At 72.4% G+C, this 17,617-nt stretch carries 20 protein-coding genes, 2 tRNA genes and 1 riboswitch; of the genes, 11 read left to right on the forward strand and 11 right to left on the reverse strand.

Going from position 1 to position 17,617, the window contains the following annotated elements:
- The first annotated feature begins 25 nt into the window (after positions 1-25).
- The 3 genes from WBQ80_RS02620 to WBQ80_RS02630 all read left to right on the forward strand — a co-directional run bounded on the left by WBQ80_RS02620 (position 26) and on the right by WBQ80_RS02630 (position 2,045).
- Positions 26-907, forward strand: coding sequence for an acyl-CoA thioesterase (locus tag WBQ80_RS02620; RefSeq protein ID WP_336570949.1), 882 nt, complete (start codon positions 26-28; stop codon positions 905-907).
- Between the two features lie 116 nt (positions 908-1,023).
- Positions 1,024-1,485 carry a QcrA and Rieske domain-containing protein gene (locus tag WBQ80_RS02625; RefSeq protein ID WP_336570950.1) on the forward strand — a complete coding sequence of 154 codons (462 nt, stop codon included), beginning with the start codon at positions 1,024-1,026 and terminating at the stop codon, positions 1,483-1,485.
- Between the two features lie 8 nt (positions 1,486-1,493).
- Positions 1,494-2,045: a hypothetical protein gene (locus WBQ80_RS02630; protein ID WP_336570951.1), complete on the forward strand. Its 552-nt coding sequence runs from the start codon at positions 1,494-1,496 to the stop codon at positions 2,043-2,045.
- Here the strand turns inward: WBQ80_RS02630 and WBQ80_RS02635 are convergent, their stop codons facing one another.
- The 5 genes from WBQ80_RS02635 to msrA all read right to left on the reverse strand — a co-directional run bounded on the left by WBQ80_RS02635 (position 2,046) and on the right by msrA (position 6,104).
- Positions 2,046-2,525, reverse strand: a complete 480-nt coding sequence (locus WBQ80_RS02635) for an acyl-CoA thioesterase (protein ID WP_336570952.1) — start codon at positions 2,523-2,525, stop codon at positions 2,046-2,048.
- Position 2,526: 1 nt separating this feature from the next.
- A complete protein-coding gene (ettA, locus tag WBQ80_RS02640; RefSeq protein WP_337282453.1) occupies positions 2,527-4,209 on the reverse strand; it encodes an energy-dependent translational throttle protein EttA in 1,683 nt (560 codons plus the stop codon).
- Between the two features lie 5 nt (positions 4,210-4,214).
- Positions 4,215-4,715 (reverse strand): DUF6993 domain-containing protein, encoded by a 501-nt coding sequence (locus tag WBQ80_RS02645; RefSeq protein ID WP_336570955.1) that lies wholly within the window; start codon positions 4,713-4,715, stop codon positions 4,215-4,217.
- 89 nt (positions 4,716-4,804) lie between these two features.
- Positions 4,805-5,401 carry a single-stranded DNA-binding protein gene (locus tag WBQ80_RS02650; protein ID WP_336570956.1) on the reverse strand — a complete coding sequence of 199 codons (597 nt, stop codon included), beginning with the start codon at positions 5,399-5,401 and terminating at the stop codon, positions 4,805-4,807.
- 178 nt (positions 5,402-5,579) lie between these two features.
- The gene (gene msrA / locus WBQ80_RS02655) at positions 5,580-6,104 is read right to left on the reverse strand and encodes a peptide-methionine (S)-S-oxide reductase MsrA (RefSeq protein ID WP_336570957.1); all 525 of its coding nucleotides are present in this window, start codon (positions 6,102-6,104) and stop codon (positions 5,580-5,582) included.
- A 17-nt stretch (positions 6,105-6,121) separates the two neighbouring features.
- On the opposite strand from msrA, the gene WBQ80_RS02660 reads away from it, so the two are divergent.
- The 3 genes from WBQ80_RS02660 to WBQ80_RS02670 are packed head-to-tail and all read left to right on the forward strand — an operon-like array spanning position 6,122 to position 8,843.
- A complete protein-coding gene (locus WBQ80_RS02660; RefSeq protein ID WP_336570958.1) occupies positions 6,122-7,129 on the forward strand; it encodes an aldo/keto reductase in 1,008 nt (335 codons plus the stop codon).
- Between the two features lies 1 nt (position 7,130).
- A complete protein-coding gene (locus tag WBQ80_RS02665; RefSeq protein ID WP_336570959.1) occupies positions 7,131-8,087 on the forward strand; it encodes an EamA family transporter in 957 nt (318 codons plus the stop codon).
- Positions 8,088-8,141: 54 nt separating this feature from the next.
- Positions 8,142-8,843, forward strand: a complete 702-nt coding sequence (locus WBQ80_RS02670) for a hypothetical protein (RefSeq protein WP_336570960.1) — start codon at positions 8,142-8,144, stop codon at positions 8,841-8,843.
- 14 nt (positions 8,844-8,857) lie between these two features.
- Here WBQ80_RS02670 and nadE read toward each other — a convergent pair whose 3' ends face one another.
- Positions 8,858-9,685: an ammonia-dependent NAD(+) synthetase gene (nadE, locus tag WBQ80_RS02675; protein ID WP_336570961.1), complete on the reverse strand. Its 828-nt coding sequence runs from the start codon at positions 9,683-9,685 to the stop codon at positions 8,858-8,860.
- A 139-nt stretch (positions 9,686-9,824) separates the two neighbouring features.
- Between nadE and WBQ80_RS02680 the strand changes: the two genes are divergently transcribed.
- Positions 9,825-11,000, forward strand: a complete 1,176-nt coding sequence (locus WBQ80_RS02680) for a cation:proton antiporter (RefSeq protein WP_337282471.1) — start codon at positions 9,825-9,827, stop codon at positions 10,998-11,000.
- Here WBQ80_RS02680 and WBQ80_RS02685 read toward each other — a convergent pair.
- A tRNA-Arg gene (locus tag WBQ80_RS02685) sits at positions 10,962-11,034 on the reverse strand. The two genes, WBQ80_RS02680 and WBQ80_RS02685, sit on opposite strands and share 39 nt — an antisense overlap.
- 112 nt (positions 11,035-11,146) lie before the next feature.
- Between WBQ80_RS02685 and orn the strand changes: the two genes are divergently transcribed.
- The 4 genes from orn (at position 11,147) to WBQ80_RS02705 (ending at position 13,566) form a co-directional block, all read left to right on the forward strand.
- The gene (gene orn, locus WBQ80_RS02690; protein WP_336570962.1) at positions 11,147-11,821 is read left to right on the forward strand and encodes an oligoribonuclease; all 675 of its coding nucleotides are present in this window, start codon (positions 11,147-11,149) and stop codon (positions 11,819-11,821) included.
- Positions 11,822-11,858: 37 nt separating this feature from the next.
- Positions 11,859-11,934: transfer RNA gene (locus WBQ80_RS02695), tRNA-His, on the forward strand.
- Between the two features lie 23 nt (positions 11,935-11,957).
- Positions 11,958-12,305: a metallopeptidase family protein gene (locus WBQ80_RS02700; RefSeq protein WP_336570963.1), complete on the forward strand. Its 348-nt coding sequence runs from the start codon at positions 11,958-11,960 to the stop codon at positions 12,303-12,305.
- 25 nt (positions 12,306-12,330) lie between these two features.
- The gene (locus WBQ80_RS02705; protein ID WP_336570964.1) at positions 12,331-13,566 is read left to right on the forward strand and encodes a hypothetical protein; all 1,236 of its coding nucleotides are present in this window, start codon (positions 12,331-12,333) and stop codon (positions 13,564-13,566) included.
- A 12-nt stretch (positions 13,567-13,578) separates the two neighbouring features.
- On the opposite strand, the gene WBQ80_RS02710 is transcribed toward WBQ80_RS02705, so the two are convergent.
- The 4 genes from WBQ80_RS02710 to WBQ80_RS02725 are packed head-to-tail and all read right to left on the reverse strand — an operon-like array spanning position 13,579 to position 17,377.
- Positions 13,579-14,469: a hypothetical protein gene (locus WBQ80_RS02710; protein WP_336570965.1), complete on the reverse strand. Its 891-nt coding sequence runs from the start codon at positions 14,467-14,469 to the stop codon at positions 13,579-13,581.
- Positions 14,466-15,263: an energy-coupling factor transporter transmembrane component T family protein gene (locus WBQ80_RS02715; RefSeq protein WP_336570966.1), complete on the reverse strand. Its 798-nt coding sequence runs from the start codon at positions 15,261-15,263 to the stop codon at positions 14,466-14,468. The genes WBQ80_RS02710 and WBQ80_RS02715 overlap by 4 nt, the downstream gene beginning before the upstream one ends.
- Positions 15,260-16,753 (reverse strand): ABC transporter ATP-binding protein, encoded by a 1,494-nt coding sequence (locus tag WBQ80_RS02720; RefSeq protein ID WP_337282454.1) that lies wholly within the window; start codon positions 16,751-16,753, stop codon positions 15,260-15,262. The genes WBQ80_RS02715 and WBQ80_RS02720 overlap by 4 nt, the downstream gene beginning before the upstream one ends.
- A 3-nt stretch (positions 16,754-16,756) precedes the next feature.
- Complete coding sequence (locus tag WBQ80_RS02725; RefSeq protein WP_442892672.1) at positions 16,757-17,377, reverse strand: ECF transporter S component; 621 nt, start codon at positions 17,375-17,377, stop codon at positions 16,757-16,759.
- 88 nt (positions 17,378-17,465) lie between these two features.
- A riboswitch (TPP riboswitch) is annotated at positions 17,466-17,575 on the reverse strand.
- Positions 17,576-17,617: the final 42 nt, after the last annotated feature.

Below are 17,617 nucleotides of genomic sequence, written 5' to 3' on the forward strand. Positions count from 1 at the left end.
GCCGACCGACCCACACGGAGGAACGATGAGCGGTTCGATCGACGGCCTGCTGAGCACGCTGCGGCTCACCGACACGGGAGCCCGCACCACCGAGGACATCTACACCGGTCCCTCGCAGTGGATGCCGCTCGGGCGCGTGTTCGGCGGCCAGGTGCTGGCGCAGTCGATCACCGCGGCCACCCACACGGTTCCCGAGGACCGCACGATCCACTCGATGCACGGCTACTTCCTCCGCCCGGGAGACGTGCAGCACCCGATCACGTTCGGCGTCGACCGCATCCACGACGGGCGCTCGTTCTCCACCCGACGCACGCAGGCGTACCAGCACGGCGAGCCCATCCTGTCGCTCATCGCATCGTTCCAGACGAGCGACGAGGGCCTCGAGCACCAGATGGAGATGCCCGACGACCTGCCCGACCCCGAGGGCCTGCCGTCGACGGCCGACGTGCTCGGCCACCTCGACCATGACGTCGCCCGGTACTGGTCGAGCGAGCGCGCGTTCGACGTCCGGCACATCCCCTCGCCGGTGTACCTCACCGTCGACGGCGAGCGGATGCCGCGCCAGGCCGTGTGGATGAGGGCCTTCGGCCGGCTGCCCGACGACCCGCGCCAGCACCGTGCGGCGCTGGCCTACGCGAGCGACTACTCGATCCTGGAGCCCGTGCTGCGCGCGCACGGAATCGCCTGGGCGACGCCCCGCCTCAAGGTCGCGAGCCTCGACCACGCCATGTGGTGGCATCGCGACGCGCGCGTCGACGAATGGCTGCTCTACACGATGGAGTCGCCCTCGGCGAGCGGCGGACGCGGCCTCTCGCTCGGGCGGATCTACACGCGCGACGGGGTGCTCGTCGCGAGCGTGGCGCAGGAGGGGATGGTGCGGGTCCCCGAGCCGGCCGCGTTCGGCTGATCCGGCCCCGGTGCGCACGAGTTGCTGGGTGATCGCCGGGTGATGCGGCGCCGCCCCGCCCGTGTGCCGCAGAATGGCACCACCGCCGCGATCGCGGCGAGCAGGGAGGCACCGACATGGACGACGCTCGTGAACTCTCCCGCCGCGCCGCGCTCGCGCTGGGCGGCACCGGCGCCGTCGGCGGGGCGCTGATCCTCGCCGGCTGCGCGACCGACCAGGGCGGCGGGAACGGCGGCGACGACGGCTCCGAGGCGCCCTCGCCGTCAGCCGGCGCTCCGGATGCCGCGGGCGAGGAGGTCGCGGCACTCGCCGACATCCCGGTCGGGGGGAGCATCGACGCCACGATCGGCGGGGAGCCGGTGCTGCTCGCCCAGCCGGCGGCGGGCGAGGTCGTGGCCTACAGCGCGATCTGCACGCACCAGGGCTGCGTGGTGGCCGCGGCGGGCTCGAAGTTCGAGTGCCCGTGCCACGGATCCATCTTCGACGCCGCGACGGGCGACGTCGAGGTCGGCCCGGCGCTCGAGCCCCTCGCCTCCGTGCCGGTGACGGTCGACGGCGACCGCGTGATCGCGGGCTGAGGCCGGCGATGATCGACTACGAGCTCGCCGGGCTGCCGCTCCACGTCCTCGTCGTGCACGCCGTGGTCGTCGGCATCCCCCTGATCGCGGTGCTGCTCGTCGTCCTCGCCGCGTGGCCCGCCGCGCGCCGGGTGCTGTGGCTGCCCGCCCTCATCGGCGCGCTCGTGCTGCTCGGGCTCACGTTCCTCGCGATCGAGGCCGGCGAATGGCTCGAGGCGCGCGTGCCGCCCGCTCCGCTCATCCAGGAGCACACCGCGCAGGGCGAGGACATCGTCCCCTGGATGATCGCGCTCGTGACCGTCGCGGCACTCGTCGCGGCGCTGGCGATCGTCGAGCGCCGCCAGCAGCGCGGGGGCACGGATCCCGAGGTGGCCGCGGCTCGCGGCGTCGCCACGCCCCGGCGCGGGCGCTCGCCGGTCACCGTGGTCGTCGCGGCGCTCCTCGTCGTGGCGACGCTCGGCGTCGGGGCGGGCGCAACGTGGACCGTCATCCGGATCGGCGAGGCCGGCAGCCGCGCCGTGTGGGAGGGATCGTTCAGCGACGAGCCGCTCGAGCGCTGATCAGCGCCGGCGGAATTGGATCGGGTCGCCGACGTACGGCTCCCACGCCTCGCGCTCCGCGTCGGTCATGCGGCGCGGGCGCTCGGTGGCGGCGTCCACGAGGACGATCGTCGTGACCGCGCGCGTGTAGAGCGTGCGCGGCTCGACGCCCACGGGCGAGTGGACCTCGTAGCAGACGTCGAGGCTCGCCCCGCCCATGTGCCCGATCCACAGCTCGATGTCGAGCGGAAGCCGCTGGTACGGGATCGGCGCGAGGTACTCGACCTCCTGCCGTGCGATGAGCGTGACCGTCGCCGCTCCCGGCGTGGCGTCGAGCACCGCGGTCGACGCGCCGACCGCATGCTCGGCGGTCCCGTCGTCGTTCACCCAGAACGCCTGGATGCGAGCCTCCTCGAGGAGGCTCAGCATCCGGGCGTTGTTCACGTGACCGTAGGCGTCGAGATCGCTCCAGCGGAGCGGGGTGGGCACGTGCAGGCGCACGTCAGTCCCTCGTGAGCTTGCGGTACGTGGAGCGGTGCGGCTTGGCGGCCTCGGGACCGAGTCGCTCGACCTTGTTCGCCTCGTACGCCTCGAAGTTGCCCTCGAACCAGTACCAGTTCGCCGGGTCGTCGTCGGTGCCCTCGTAGGCGAGGATGTGCGTCGCGATGCGGTCGAGGAACCACCGGTCGTGCGTGATGACCACGGCGCAGCCGGGGAACTCGAGCAGCGCGTTCTCGAGGCTCGACAACGTCTCGACGTCGAGGTCGTTGGTGGGCTCGTCGAGCAGCAGGAGGTTGCCGCCCTGCTTCAGGGTGAGCGCGAGGTTCAACCGGTTGCGCTCACCGCCGGAGAGGACCCCGGCGCGCTTCTGCTGGTCGGGACCCTTGAACCCGAACGTGGAGACGTAGGCACGGCTCGGGACCTCGGTCCTGCCGACCTGGATGTAGTCGAGCCCGTCGGACACGACCTCCCAGAGGGTCTTGTTCGGGTCGATGCCGCCGCGGGACTGGTCGACGTACGAGATCTGCACGGTCTCGCCGATCTTCAGGTCGCCGCCGTCGAGGGGCTCCATGCCGACGATCGTCTTGAACAGCGTGGTCTTGCCGACGCCGTTCGGTCCGATGATGCCGACGATGCCGTTGCGCGGCAGCGAGAAGGTCAGCCCGTCGATGAGCATGCGATCGCCGAAGCCCTTCTGGAGCTTCTTGGCCTCGAGCACGACGTCGCCGAGGCGCGGCCCCGGCGGGATCTGGATCTCCTCGAAGTCGAGCTTCTTCGTCCGCTCCGCCTCGGCCGCCATCTCCTCGTAGCGTGCGAGTCGGGCCTTCGACTTGGCCTGCCTGCCCTTGGCGTTCGAGCGGACCCACTCGAGCTCCTCCTTCAGGCGCTTCTGCAGCTTCTGGTCCTTCTTGCCCTGCACCTGGAGGCGCTCGGCCTTCTTCTCGAGGTAGGTCGAGTAGTTGCCCTCGTAGGGGTAGAGGCGACCGCGGTCGACCTCGCAGATCCACTCCGCGACGTGGTCGAGGAAGTACCGGTCGTGCGTCACGGCCAGCACGGCGCCGGGGTACTTCGCGAGGTGCTGCTCGAGCCAGAGCACGCTCTCGGCGTCGAGGTGGTTCGTGGGCTCGTCGAGCAGCAGCAGGTCGGGCTTCTGCAGCAGGAGCTTGCACAGCGCGACGCGGCGCTTCTCACCGCCCGAGAGCACCGACACGGGCGTGTCGCTCGGCGGGCAGCGCAGGGCGTCCATCGCCTGCTCGAGCTGGGAGTCGAGGTCCCAGGCGTCGGCGGCGTCGATCTGCTCCTGGAGGGTGCCCATCTCGGCGAGGAGCGTGTCGAAGTCGGCGTCGGGGTTCGCCATCTCGGCCGAGATCTCGTTGAACCGGTCGAGCTTGGCCTTGATCGGACCGACGCCCTCCTGCACGTTCTCGAGCACGGTCTTCGACTCGTCGAGCTCGGGCTCCTGCATCAGGATGCCGACGGAGTAGCCGGGCGTCAGCCGCGCCTCGCCGTTGGAGGGCTGGTCGATGCCGGCCATGATCTTGAGGATCGTGGACTTCCCCGCACCGTTCGGACCGACGACGCCGATCTTCGCGCCGGGGAGGAACGCCATCGTGACGTCATCGAGAATGAGCTTGTCGCCGACCGCCTTGCGGGCGCGCACCATCGAGTAAATGTAATCCGCCATGTCGCCTACCAGTCTATGGGGCGCGTGTCGCCGATCAGGCAGCCGCCCGTTCCGAGCGCCGGCCGGACCGCGCTCCGGTACCCGTCCGACTTGGGCCCGTACTGCCCGATGAGGCAGTCGGGCCCGAGGCCGACCGCGAACTGGATCGAGTCGGCCCGGTCGCCGAGCGTGGTGGTGTCGGAAGTCACCTGCATCGCGGACCGGTCGAATCCCGCGGCCACGAGCGCGTCGATGAAGTCGCGGCCGCCCGCATCGGGATCGGCGGCGATCACGGCCTCGTTGACCGAGTCGAACAACGCCAGGCTCTCGGCCGCGGGGCGCTCCATCCCCGGGGTCGGCTCGTCGTCGCCGGAGGGCGGAGCCGTGCTCGCCGCGGGCTGCGTCTCGCCGGGCGGCGACTCGGTGCCGGTCGTGCGCGGTTCCGCCGTTTCGGTGCATCCGGCGAGGACGAGCGTGACGGCGCACGCGAGGCCGAGGATGACCGCCTGCGCGCCCCGCCGTTCCATCGCACCCCTCGTCCGCCGATCTCACCGGCAGGGCCGAGTCTATGTCCGCGCGAACCCGCAGGCCGGCCGATCCCGCCTCGTGCCGCGCCTCATCCCGCGACGCGGAGCTCCTCGAGGGACGACCCGGCATCCGTCGCCTCGACGGGCCCGTCGACCCGCTCGCCCACGTCGGCTCCGGCGCCCGCACCGGCCTCGGGCGACGTGCGGAGCGATGTCGCGTCGTCCGCACCCGGCCAAGCTGCGCCGGCGCCGGGCCGGGCCCATGCATCGGCGAGGTCCGGCTGCGCCGAGTCGCCCTCCGCCGGTGCCTCCGCGTCGACGGCCCGGGCGGCCGCGGTCCGCGTGACCGTCGTGCGGCCCCAGGAGAGGTCGTGACCGATCGACTCCGCGTCGATCTCGACGGCGGTGCCGGTCTTCTCGCCCGTCTCCCACGGGCGGACGCGCAGGCGGCCGTGGACGACGACGCGGTCGCCCTTCGAGATCGACGCCGCGGCGTTCACCGCGAGCTGCCGGAAGGCCGCAACCGAATACCAGTTGGTCTCGCCGTCGGCCCACTCGCCCTTGGCGCGGTCGAAGTAGCGCCGGGTGGACGCCAGTCGGAAGTTGGTGATCGCCAGTCCGGCGCCGGTGACGTTGTGGCGCGGGTCGTTGCCCACGAATCCGGTCACGGTCACGAGGTCGGTCATGTCGGTGCTCCTCACGGTCGACGCCGCCGCGAATCGGCGGCTCGCGGCATCCGGGGCCCTCGTGCCGGAACGACCCCGGATGCCGCTGACGACAGCGTGGCGCGGACGACGCGGCCTCCGTCGGGCGTGGCCGAACACGGTGCCGACGCGATCAGCGGAGGCGGTTGGGGAGGAGCGGTCAGGCCACGATGTAGTCGGCGTACGAACGGCGGATCTTGTTCACCTTGGGCAGCGCGACGGCGAGGCAGTAGCCCTGGCCGGGGTTCTTGGCGAAGAAGTCCTGGTGGTACTCCTCGGCGCGGAAGAACTCGCCGAGGGGCTCGATCGTGGTGACGACGTCGCCCGGCCACCAGTCGGCGGCCCGGTCGCGCGCCTGCTCGAAGAGCTCGCGCTGCCGGTCGCCCTGGAAGAACATCGCGGAACGGTACTGCGTGCCGACATCCGCCCCCTGCCGGTTCAGCTGGGTCGGGTCGTGCAGCGTGAAGAACACGTCGAGGATCACCTCGCGCGGGACCACGTCGGGGTCGAACTCGACGCGGACCGCCTCGGCATGGCCCGTGGCCCCCGTGCAGACCAACTCGTACGAAGGATTCGGCAGCGAGCCGCCGGTGTATCCGGACACCACGTCGTGCACGCCCCGGAGCGTGCGGTAGACGGCATCGAGGCACCAGAAGCAGCCGCCGGCCAGAACGAAGCTCTCCATCGCCATAGGCTAACCGCATGACCTTCGTCGCCGCCGCAGACCGCTACGACCGCATGACCTACAACCGGATCGGGCGCAGCGGACTCAAGCTCCCTGCGCTCTCGCTGGGCCTCTGGCACAACTTCGGCCACCACCGTCCGCTCGACACGCAGCGTGCGATCGTCCGCCGGGCGTTCGACCTCGGCATCACGCACTTCGACCTGGCGAACAACTACGGTCCCCCTCCCGGCAGCGCCGAGGAGAACTTCGGCCGCCTGCTGGCCACCGACCTGAAGCCCTACCGCGACGAGCTCATCGTGTCGTCGAAGGCCGGCTACCTGATGTGGGACGGCCCGTACGGCGAGTGGGGGTCGCGCAAGAACCTCCTCGCCTCGCTCGACCGGAGCCTCGGCCGGCTCGGGCTCGACTACGTCGACGTCTTCTACTCCCACCGCCCCGACCCCGAGACGCCGATCGAGGAGACCATGGGGGCCCTCGCCCACGCGGTGCGGCAGGGCAAGGCGCTCTACGCGGGCATCTCGAACTACTCGCCCGACCAGACGCGCGCGGCCGCCGCGGCGCTGGCCGCCGAGGGCGTGCCGCTCACGATCCACCAGCCGCGGTACTCGATGTTCGACCGGACCATCGAGGACGGCCTGTTCCCCGCGCTCGACGAGGTCGGCGCCTCGGCCATCGTCTTCTCGCCGCTCGCGCAGGGGCTGCTCACCGACCGCTACCTGGCCGGCGACGTGCCCGCGGGCTCGCGTGCCGCGACGAGCCACTTCCTCCCGGCCGACCGCATCAGCGAGGACTACCTCGCGCGCGCCCGCGCGTTGAACGAGGTCGCCGCCGCGCGCGGACAGTCGCTCGCCCAGCTCGCCCTGTCGTGGGTGCTGCGCGTGCCCCAGGTCGCGAGCGCGCTCATCGGCGCGTCGAGCGTCGCCCAGCTCGAGCAGAACGTCGCGGCGCTCGACGCCGCGCCGCTCACCGACGACGAGATCGAGGCCATCGAGCCGCACGCCGCGCACGGCACCGTGCTCGGCTGAGATGGGGTACGTCCACGCCCTGACCGCCGCGCTGCTGTTCGGTCTCAACGGCAGTGTCACGCGAGTGATCGTCGACGCGGGCGTGGATCCGGCGCAGCTGACGTTCATCCGCGTCCTGTCGGTCTGCCTCATCGCCGGCGCCTGGCTCGCGGCGACCGATCGCGCCGCCTTCCGGATCACGCGACGCCAGCTCGGCGTCATGGCCGTGCTCGGCGTCGCCGGCGTGGCACTGCTCCAGTGGACCTATGCCATGGCCATCAAGCTGCTGCCGGTGGGCATCGCGCTGCTGCTCGAATACCTCGCCGTGCTCGCCGTCGCGGTGATCGCGCGGGCGTTCTTCGGCGAGCGCGTCAAGGGGCGGCTGTGGATCGCGATCGGACTCGTCCTCGCGGGACTCGCCCTCGTGGCGCGGCCCGGCGGTACCGAGCTCGATCCGGTCGGCGTGCTGTTCGGGCTCGCGGCGGCGGCGACGCTCACGGTCTACTTCCTCGTCGGCGAGCGGCAGGTCGCCACGACCTCGCCCATGGCCGTCGCCTTCTGGTCGATGGGGTTCGCCACCCTCTTCTGGGCCCTGTTCAGCGGATGGTGGCGGCTCGATCCCGTCCTGCTCGGTGCGACGACGTCGCTCGACGGCGCACTCGAGGCCGTGTCGGTGCCGCTGTGGATCCTCATCGCGTGGAACGCCGTGCTCGGCTCGTTCGCGCCGTTCCTGCTGTCGTTCCTCGCGCTCCGTCGCCTGTCGGCGACCGCGGTCGGCATCGCGGCGTCGTCCGAGGTCGTCTTCGCCTTCGCCTTCGCGTGGGCGTGGCTCGGGCAGGCGCTCGATCCGTTCCAGTTCGCGGGCGCGTGCGTCGTGCTGGCGGCGATCATCCTGGCGCAGACGGCGCGATCGGATGCCGCGATGGACGCCGACCTCGCCGGTCAGCGCCTCGCGGCCACCGCGGCCGACTCGCGGTGAGGCACGCCGTCGCGCCTGCCGTCGGCGACCGATCGCCGGGGCTAGCCTGCGCTCATGCAGTGGTGGAATGACTTCGTCGCCTGGCTCATCTCGGACGCCGCTCGCCCGTGGCTGTTCACGGCCGCCGTCCTGTTCGTCGCGGTCATCGCGGCCGGGCTCCTGTCGGCATGGATCGCCCGGCGCGCGGTGCGCGGGCTCGTCCGCCAGCGCGATCGCGAACTGCGCAACTCGGCGGTCGCCGCGCTCATCGACGCGGCCACCGAGGCGTCCGTGTGGAACTCGCTGACCCCGCAGGAGCAGGTGCTCTCCGACCGGGCCGTGGGCCAGGCGGACATCCAGGTCCGGCTGCTTCCGATCCGCGGCGCCGATGTCGCGGCCGACTGGGCGTCCCACCAGCTGCACGAGCTCAAGCGCGCCTCGGCGACGTTCGGCTACCAGCTCGACCCCGCCGTCGTCGAGTTCCGCGAGCGGCTGCTGGAGTGGCAGCGTCATCCGTCACGAACCCGACGCGACTTCAGGAACGACCTCGACCGCTGGCGTGCGCAGCGCAACGACCCCGATCAGGCCGTCGTCGCCCAGCAGGACTCCTGGGTGGCCGAGCAGCACCACGAGCGGTACGTGCCGTCGCCCCTGATCGAGCGGCCGAGCGAGGCGGCGCCGTCCGAGGCCGATGCGGACACGAACCCGGGCCCGTCGCCGTTCGCGGTGAACGCCGAGGGCGGTTCCGACGCCGAGGGCACCGAAGCCCGCCGCTGATCCGGCGCCTGGCGTCAGGCGCCCTGCCACCATCCGTCGAACGGCGTCACGGGTTCGGCGCGCTTGTGACGCGTCTGCAGGAACCGCGCCTCGATGCGCTCGGCGACCTCGGCGTCGATCTCGTCGCCCTCGAGGAACGCGTCGATGTCGGCGTAGGCGAGCCCGAGGTTCGCCTCGTCGGCCTGGCCGGGGTCGTGATCGAGCAGGTCGGCCGTCGGCACCTTGGTGTACAACCGCTCGGGCGCGCCGAGGTGCCGCATGAGCGCGCGGCCCTGGCGCTTCGTGAGGCCCGAGAGGGGCAGCAGGTCGGCCCCGCCGTCGCCGAACTTGGTGAAGAACCCCGTCACCGCCTCGGCGGCGTGGTCGGTGCCCACGACGAGCAGGCCGCCCTCGCCCGCCAGCGCGTACTGGGCGATCATGCGCATGCGCGCCTTGACGTTGCCCTTGCCGAAATCGCTGATCGGCGTGCCCACGGCGTCGGCGAAGTCGGTCGCGAGGCCGTCGACGCCGCCCTTGATGTCGAAGTCGATCACCTCGGCGGGGCGGATGAACTCGAGCGCCAAACGGGCGTCGTCCTCATCGCGCTGGACGCCGTAGGGCAGGCGGACGGCGACGAACCGGGCGGGTCGGCCCTCGGCGGCGAGTTCGTCGACCGCGAGCTGGCAGAGCCGGCCGGCGAGGCTCGAGTCCTGTCCGCCGCTGATGCCGAGGACGAGGCCCGCGGCACCGGATGCCACGAGGTAGCGCTTCAGGAAGTCGATCCGCCGCCGCACCTGCTCGGCCGGGTCGATCGCGGGCTCGACGTGCAGTTCTTCGATGATCCGGGCCTGGAGGTCGCGCATGCCACGACACTACGACACGCATGCGACGAGCGGATGACGCGGCGCTGGGAACCGGCCGCGAGGGTCCGCTTCCCGATACCATTCGAGCACGCGACGAAGGGGGCTCCGCGTGGAGGTCGACGTGCCGACCCTGGTCCTCGTGCCGGCGATCGCCGCGCTGGCACCGCTCACGGCCCGGGCCGTGGGCCGGTGGCTCGCCGTCCCGCTCGTGGTCTTCGAGATCCTCCTCGGGCTCCTGCTCGGCCCGGCGGTCCTCGGCTGGGTCCGCGAGGACGACTTCATCGCCCTGTTCGCGGACTTCGGCCTCGCGATGCTCTTCTACCTGGCCGGCCGCGAGATCGACTTCCAGGCGATCCGCGGCACGCCGATCATCCGAGCCGGCGTCGGATGGGCGGTCTCGATCGCACTCGGCCTGGCCCTGGGCGTCCTCATCGAGCCCGGAGCAGGCGCCGTCTTCGTGGGCGTGGCCCTGGCGTCGACCGCGCTCGGCGCGCTGCTCCCGATCCTCCGGGACTCCGGCATGCTGGGGACCCGGTTCGGCGTGTCGATCCTCGCCGTGGGCGCCGTCGGCGAGTTCGGGCCCCTGCTCGCGATCTCGCTGTTCCTCAGCGGCCGGACTCCGCTGCACGCCGCACTGGTGCTGCTCGCCTTCGCCGTCGTGGCCGGCGTGCTCATGTTCTTCGCGGCACGTGGCGACGGCGTGCGGCTGCATCGTGCGATCGAGGCGAGCCTGCACACGAGCGGCCAGTTCGTGGTGCGACTGGTGATGTTCGTGCTCCTCGGGCTGGTCGCACTGTCGATCTTCCTCGGGGTCGACATGCTCCTCGGGGCATTCGCCGCGGGAGTGCTCGGGAAGCTCCTCCTCCAGGGCGCATCCGAGCGCGAGGCCGAGATCACGGAGGCGAAGATCGAGGCGGTGGGGTTCGGCCTGCTGGTCCCCGTCTTCTTCATCAACACCGGCATCACGTTCGACCTCGCATCGCTCGCCTCCGACGTGCGGACCCTCGTGCTCCTGCCCATCTTCACGATCCTGCTGCTCGTCACCCGAGGCGTTCCCGCGGCCCTCTTCGCCCCGCGGGGCTCGAGCCCGCGCGAGCGGGTCGCGACGGGCTTCTTCGCGGCCACGGGACTGCCGATCATCGTGGCCGTGACGGCCCTGGGCGTCGACGCCGGCGACCTGGACTCCGGCATGGCCGCCGCGCTCGTCGGAGCCGGGCTGCTGTCGGTGCTGCTCTATCCGCTCGTCGCACTCAGCGTCGGGACGGGGAATCCTCGGCGCCCTCGGCAGGAATCGAACCTGCGACCAAGAGATTAGAAGGCTCCTGCTCTATCCGCTGAGCTACGAGGGCCGATCGCCACCACGATACCGCAGCGCGTCGCGGAGCCCCTCGCCGGCGAGGCACGCCACCGCCGCCGCGCGGTGGACGGGTCGGTGTCGGAGCACGCGGTTAGACTCGCGGCATGGCATCCTCGAGCGACCGACTGGTCTGGATCGACTGCGAGATGACCGGGCTCGACCTCGAGGTCGACGAGCTCGTCGAGATCGCGGTGGTCATCACCGACTACGACCTGAACCCCGTCGACGCCGGGCTCGACATCGTGATCAGGCCCGACGCGAGCGCGCTCGAGTCGATGGGCGACTTCGTCCGCGCGATGCACACCGACTCCGGCCTGATCGAGGAGATCCCGAACGGCGTCTCGGTCGCCGAGGCGGAATACGAGGTGCTCGAGTACGTGCTGAAGCATGTACCCGACGAGCAGAAGGCCCCGCTCGCCGGCAACTCGATCGGCACCGACCGCGCGTTCATCTCGAAGTTCATGCCGAGGCTCGACGCGCACCTGCACTACCGCAACGTCGACGTCTCGTCCATCAAGGAGCTGGCCAAGCGCTGGTACCCCCGCGCCTACTTCAACGCGCCGGCGAAGGATGGCGGGCACCGCGCGCTGGCCGACATCCTCGAGTCGATCCGCGAACTCCAGTACTACCGTCGGGCGGTCTTCGTGGCCGACCCCGGACCGTCGAGCCCCGAGCTGCAGGCGATCGCCGCCGAGATCCTCGCCGACGCCGCGCCGCCGGCTCCCGTCGGTGCCCCCGCGGCGGCCGAGGTGTCATCGACCACCCCCGACGTGGTGTAACCTCGTATGGTTGCAATCGCGCAAGCGGTCGCACATGGTGGGTATAGCTCAGTCGGTAGAGCGCCTGGTTGTGGTCCAGGAGGTCGCGGGTTCAAGCCCCGTTACTCACCCCAAGCACCTCCCGATCGGAGTCGCCGTGGATCTCGACGCCGAGGCCTTCGAGAAGCTCGTCGTCGATGAGCTCGACCGGCTCCCGGACGACATGGTCGACGGGCTCGACAACGTCGTGTTCGTGGTCGAGGACCGGCCCGAGGACGGCTCGCTCGACCTGCTCGGGCTCTACGAGGGCACCGCGCTGACCGAGCGGGACCGCTACGGGTTCGGCGAGATGCCCGACCGCATCGTGCTCTACCGCGAACCGCTCCTCGCCGTCGCCGACGACGAGGAGCAGCTCCGGGACGAGATCCACGTCACGCTCGTGCACGAGATCGCGCACTACTACGGCATCGACGACGACCGGCTGCACGAGCTGGGCTGGGCGTGACCGCCGCCGCGTTAGCCTGTTCCGCATGAGCCCCTCCCCCGCCCGCGGCGTCGGCATCGCGCTCGGCACGCTCGCGATCCTCGCCGTCGGCGTCTACGCGCCCGCGATGCTGCTCGGGCCGCTCCCCGAGGTCGAGATCCGCACCGCCGAGGCCGCACCCGCCGAGCCCGCGGCCGCACCCGTCACGCTCCTCGAGGCGGGTGCGTCGGCCGTGGCGCTCGTCGGCGACGACGGCGAGGCCGAGCTCGTCGCGGCATCCGCTGATGAGGGCCCGGCGCCGATCGGCGGCGCCGCGAAGCTCGTGACCGTGCTGGCGACGCTCGACGCACTTCCCATCGCCGAGGGCGAACGCGGTCCGGCCATCCGGATCGGGCCCGAGGACTACACCGACTACCTGCGGTACGCCGAGGAGGGCTCGCGGGCGCTTCCCGTCTCCCCGGGTGAGAGCTGGAGCCAGCGCGACGTGGTGCGCGCGGTCCTGCTCGCGTCGAGCAACAACCACGCCGACACGCTCGCGCGCTGGGCCTTCGGCAACCTCGAGAACTACGTGGTCGAGGCGAACGCCTGGCTCGAGGCCCAGGGATTCGAGACGCTCCGCGTGACGGACGCGACCGGGCTCTCCGGCGACAACGTGGGCACGGCGACCGAGCTCACGAGGCTCGCCGCGCTCACCATGGCGGAGCCGACGCTCGGCCCCCTGCTCGAGGGTGGAGGCCCGTCGGCGACGACCGATCGTCGGGTGCCCGACGTCGTCGCGCACCTCGAGGGCGACGGCATCCGCTCGATCACGCGCAGCTACACCGATCAGGCGCTGCTGTCGTTCGTGTTCACCAGCGAGCTCGCGGGCGACGCGCCGGCGCGCATGGTCGGGGCGATGACGGGGATCGATTCGTACGAGACGCTCGATCCGGCCGTCCTGGCGGCGGTCGAGGGCATGCAGGCCGCGTCGACGCCCATCGAGGTGATCCCCGTGGGCGCGAGCTACGGCGAGGCGGTTTCCGCGTGGGGCGATCGCGCCGAGCTCGTCGCGGTCGCCGGGCGCACGGATGCCGCGTGGGGCGCCGTCCCGGAGGCGGCGTCCGTCGACGTGACGCCGTTCACCACCGCGCCCGCCGGGCGCGAGGTCGGCGAGGTGACCGTCCGGATCGGCGATCGCGAGGTCAGCTCGGTGCTCGAGCTCGCCGAGCCGATCACCGACCCCGGCCCGCTCTGGCGCCTGGCCAATCCCGCCGCGATCGTCGGGGCGTTCCTCGCGGACTGATCGCCCGCGACGTCAGTCGTTCTCGTCGTCGTGCTCGACCGGGTCCGAATCGTCGGCGTCGAAGCGGAAGCGCACCCGGACCTGGCCGTTCACCTCGCGCTGGTCGACCGCGTCGTACCAGAACAGGGACTCGAGACCGTCGACCGCGGCGACCATGCCGACGCGCTTCTCCGGCTCGCCCTGCACGAGTGAACGCTGCTCGAAGTCGCCCTCGAGGGGCCCGTCGATGAACTCCGCCACGTAGGTCGCGGCCGCTGCATCTGCCATGTCCCCACCGTAGTCGGCGAGCGGCGCTCGGTCATCCCGGCGCGCGGCGCCGGTCCTCGGGTGCGCGCCGGCGCGATCGCCGAGCCGCACCACGAGGCCGGCCGGCCGGCCGATCCCGCTCCGGCCGAGATGGCGGCGCCAGTCGGCCTCCCAGCCGTCCCAGTGCGGATCGAAGGCGCCACGGTCGCGGTCGAGCGCACGGCGACGACGGACGGCGTACGGCGCATCCATCCAGACGCGGACCGCGTCGGGCCGGCCGAGACCCGCGAGGAACGCGCCGCAGCCCTCCACGATCAGCGGCCGGCCGGGTGGCATCCGCACGACCGCCCCGGGTCCGTCCGCGTCCCAGTCCCACCGGTGCACGACCCCGGACGCGCCGCGTGCGTGCGCGACGAGGAGCGATCGCCCGACCTCGAGCGCGCCGCGATGCAGCCCGCGCCATCCGGGGACGGCCTCGTCGACGCGCACGAGTCGCGGCGGGCGGCCGGGCCACGCGCGTTGCAGCGCCTCGGCGAACGTCGTCTTTCCGGCGCCGCTCGGCCCGTCGACGAGCACGAGCGGATGCCGCGACCTGGCCGCGGCGCGGCGCACGGCCTCGACGGCAGGATCGAGCGAGACCGCCCGCGCCGCCCTCACGCCCACACCGGATGGAACGCGCCGGCCCACACGGACCCGGCGATCGCGACCGCCGCGATCGCCGCGGCGATCGCCACGAGGAGCGCGTCCCGTGCCCCGACGCGCGAGGGCCGGGCCCAGGTGCGGGTGCCGTCGGCGCCGAACCCGCGCGCCTCCATCGCCGTCGCCAGCTTCGACCCGCGTCGGATGGCGAGCACGAGCAGGGCGAACGCCATCGTCGCGGCACGCCGAACGGCGCCGTGGTCGCCGATGCCGCGCGCGCGACGCGAGAGCGCCATCGCGCGCCAGTCGTCGATGAAGAGCCCCACGAGGCGAGTGGCCGCGAGCGCGCCCAGCACGAAGCGGGCCGGCAACCGCCAGACCTGCGCGAGGCCGTCGGCGAGATCGGTCGGATCGACGCGCAGGAAGAGCAGCGCAGCGGGAAGGCCGATCGCGAGGACCCGCACCGAGACGGCGATCGCGAGCTCGATCGAGCCGTCCGAGACGCGGGCCAGCCAGAACTCCCAGTACACGGTCCCCTCGGGCCGGCCGTAGAGCAGCATGCTGAGTCCGGCGACCGGCGCGGCCAGCAGGATGGGCCAGGTGCGTCGTACGAGCAGGGCGGGCGTGACCCCGGCCGCGGCGAACAGCACCACCTCGATGACCAGTGCGATCGCGGCGCTCACCCAGTCGACCGTCACGAGCAGGGGTGTCGTGAGCACCATCGCCGCCGCCAGCCGCGTCGCGGGATTGGTGCGGTCGATGAATCGGAGCCGGGGCACCGGCCGGTCCGACGCCGGGTCGACGGCGTTCACGGCAGGCTCTCCACCCGGGGCCGTGCGAGCCCGAGCTCGATGCGACGCGCGCCGAGCGCCGCCCGGAACGCCGCGTCGTGCGTGACCGACAGCAGCGTCGTACCGGCGTCGACGAGTTCGTGCAGCAGGCGCACGAGCTCGATCCAACCCAGCCGATCCTGTCCGAAGGTCGGCTCGTCGAGGATCACGAGGTCAGGGCGCGTCGCGAGGACGGCGCCGACGGACAGCCGTCGCGCCTCACCGCCCGAGAGCGTGAACGGATTCGCCGCGGCTAGGTGGTCGAGCCGCAGTCGCTGCATGATCTCGTCCACGCGCGCCGCCGCCTCGGCGTCGGCGAGGCCCAGTGCGCGGGGACCCACCGCGAGCTCGTCCCGGACCGTGGCCGCGACGAACTGGTGTTCGGGCTCCTGGAAGACCGTGCCGATCCGCGTGAGCAGGTCGCGCGAACGCCACCGCACCGGGGCGTCGGCGACGCCGCGGGCCAGCGGCGCCGTCGCCACCACCGCGCCGCCGCGCGGCGGCAGGAGGCCGCCCAGCGTGAGCGCGAGCGTCGACTTGCCGGCCCCGTTCGGGCCCGTGAGCACGGTCGAGGATGCGGCGGGCAGGTCGACATCCAGCCCGGCGTGCAGCACGGGCGTGCGCGGTCGGCCGATGGCGAGGTCGCGGGCGAAGAGGATCGGAGCCGTCCCCTCGCTCACGGCATCCGGTGCATCCGGGACGTCGAGCGGGACGCCCGGGACCCAGACGCCTGCGGCCGCGAGCTCCGCACGGCGTTCCGCCAGCACCTCGTCGGAGTCGCCGTCCGCGAGGAGCCGTCCGTCGCGGCCCAGTACGACGACGCGGTCGACGAGGTCGAGCCAGACGTCGACCCGGTGCTCCACGACGACGAGCGTGGAGCCCGTGCGCTCGAGCACGCGGCCGACCGCCTCGCGCACCTCCGCGACGCCGTCGGGGTCGAGGTTCGCCGTGGGCTCGTCGAGGAGCAGCAGGCCCGGCCGCATCGCGATGGCGCCCGCGAGCGCGAGCCGCTGCTTCTGCCCGCCCGAGAGCCGCGAGGTCGGGTGGTCGAGCGGCAGGTCGAGGCCCACGGCCTCGAGCGCTGCGGCGACCCGGCGCCACGTCTCATCGCGAGGAACGCCGAGGTTCTCGCAACCGAACGCGACGTCGTCGCCGACCCGGGCGAGGATGACCTGCGAGTCCGGATCCTGCAGCACCAGCCCGGCCCTGCCCCGGGCGTCGGGTGCCCGGCGCCCGTCGATGCGCAGCTCGCCCCACTGCTCGCCCTCGTCGTCGCCGCCGAGGACCCCGGCGAGGGCGTGGAGCAGCGTGGACTTGCCCGAGCCGGACGGCCCGAGCAGCAGCACGCGCTCGCCCGCGTGGATCCGCAGGTCCAGTCCGTCCAGCGCCGCGCGCCGGCGACCGGCGTGGCGCCAGCCCCACCCGGTGGCATCCACCCGGGCGGGGCCGGCGCCGGCATCGAGGTGGCGCACTCGTCAGACCCGTTCCGCGACGTCCCGTCCGGCGCCGAACCGGTGCAGGGCGCCGGTCGCGGCGAGGGCCCGCACGACCAGCCAGCCGAGGAGGCCGGCGAGGAGCGCGCCCGACACGACGAGCGTGCCGAGGTAGAGGAAGAGGAACTCGGCCGACTTCTGCAGGTTGCCCGAGGTGAGCAGCTCGAGGGCCCAGGCGCCGAGCCCGGCGGCCGCGCCGGCGAGCATCGCCGTCACGACGCCGAACCGGCGGTATCCCGTGGCGAGGAAGACGAGTTCGGCGCCGAGCCCCTGCGCGAGGCCCGAGTAGAGCGTCTCGACGCCCCACTGGTTGCCGATGAGCGCGGACACCATCGCGGCGAGCAGCTCGACGTACAGCGCGGCGCCGGGCTTGCGGATGATGAGCCCGCCGAGCACGCCGCCGATCAACCAGATCCCGACCGCGATGCCGCCGAGGCCGGGCGTGAGCGCGTCGGCGGCGCTGAACCACGCGTACCCGACGTTGTTCCAGATCAGGAACACCAGTCCGGTCGCGACGCCGATGACGCTCGCGACGACGATGTCGACCACGCGCCAGCGCGTGCGGCGAGCGCTCGCGCCCGCGGCGCCCTCAGCCGCGTGGATCTCGGCGTCGCCCTGCCCGGCGGTCTCGGTTCCGATGGATGTCTCGTGCACTGTCGTGCCCTTTCGTCTCGTGGAAAGCGGCACGGGAGATGAGAATCTCTGCCCTCCCTGCGCTGGCATGACCCAGATCAGGTTCGACGGTCGAAGGTTGAGAACCTTCCTCTCAGCCCGGCTCACCGGACTCCCGTGTTCGAGCACGAGTATACGCCCGCCGACGACCGTGGGTCGGCGGGCGTCGGG

This window comes from Agromyces sp. CCNWLW213 (assembly GCF_037199545.1).
In the GTDB taxonomy this organism is placed as follows: Bacteria; Actinomycetota; Actinomycetes; order Actinomycetales; family Microbacteriaceae; genus Agromyces.

Bases quoted from the DNA above. Each gene is read 5' to 3' on its own strand.
- WBQ80_RS02620 (WP_336570949.1), top strand. From the start codon at position 26: ATGAGCGGTTCGATCGACGGCCTGCTGAGCACGCTGCGGCTCACCGAC.
- WBQ80_RS02625 (WP_336570950.1), top strand. From the start codon at position 1,024: ATGGACGACGCTCGTGAACTCTCCCGCCGCGCCGCGCTCGCGCTGGGC.
- WBQ80_RS02630 (WP_336570951.1), top strand. From the start codon at position 1,494: ATGATCGACTACGAGCTCGCCGGGCTGCCGCTCCACGTCCTCGTCGTG.
- ettA (WP_337282453.1), bottom strand. From the start codon at position 4,209: ATGGCGGATTACATTTACTCGATGGTGCGCGCCCGCAAGGCGGTCGGC.
- WBQ80_RS02645 (WP_336570955.1), bottom strand. From the start codon at position 4,715: ATGGAACGGCGGGGCGCGCAGGCGGTCATCCTCGGCCTCGCGTGCGCC.
- WBQ80_RS02650 (WP_336570956.1), bottom strand. From the start codon at position 5,401: ATGACCGACCTCGTGACCGTGACCGGATTCGTGGGCAACGACCCGCGC.
- msrA (WP_336570957.1), bottom strand. From the start codon at position 6,104: ATGGAGAGCTTCGTTCTGGCCGGCGGCTGCTTCTGGTGCCTCGATGCC.
- WBQ80_RS02660 (WP_336570958.1), top strand. From the start codon at position 6,122: ATGACCTTCGTCGCCGCCGCAGACCGCTACGACCGCATGACCTACAAC.
- WBQ80_RS02665 (WP_336570959.1), top strand. From the start codon at position 7,131: ATGGGGTACGTCCACGCCCTGACCGCCGCGCTGCTGTTCGGTCTCAAC.
- WBQ80_RS02670 (WP_336570960.1), top strand. From the start codon at position 8,142: ATGCAGTGGTGGAATGACTTCGTCGCCTGGCTCATCTCGGACGCCGCT.
- nadE (WP_336570961.1), bottom strand. From the start codon at position 9,685: ATGCGCGACCTCCAGGCCCGGATCATCGAAGAACTGCACGTCGAGCCC.
- orn (WP_336570962.1), top strand. From the start codon at position 11,147: ATGGCATCCTCGAGCGACCGACTGGTCTGGATCGACTGCGAGATGACC.
- WBQ80_RS02705 (WP_336570964.1), top strand. From the start codon at position 12,331: ATGAGCCCCTCCCCCGCCCGCGGCGTCGGCATCGCGCTCGGCACGCTC.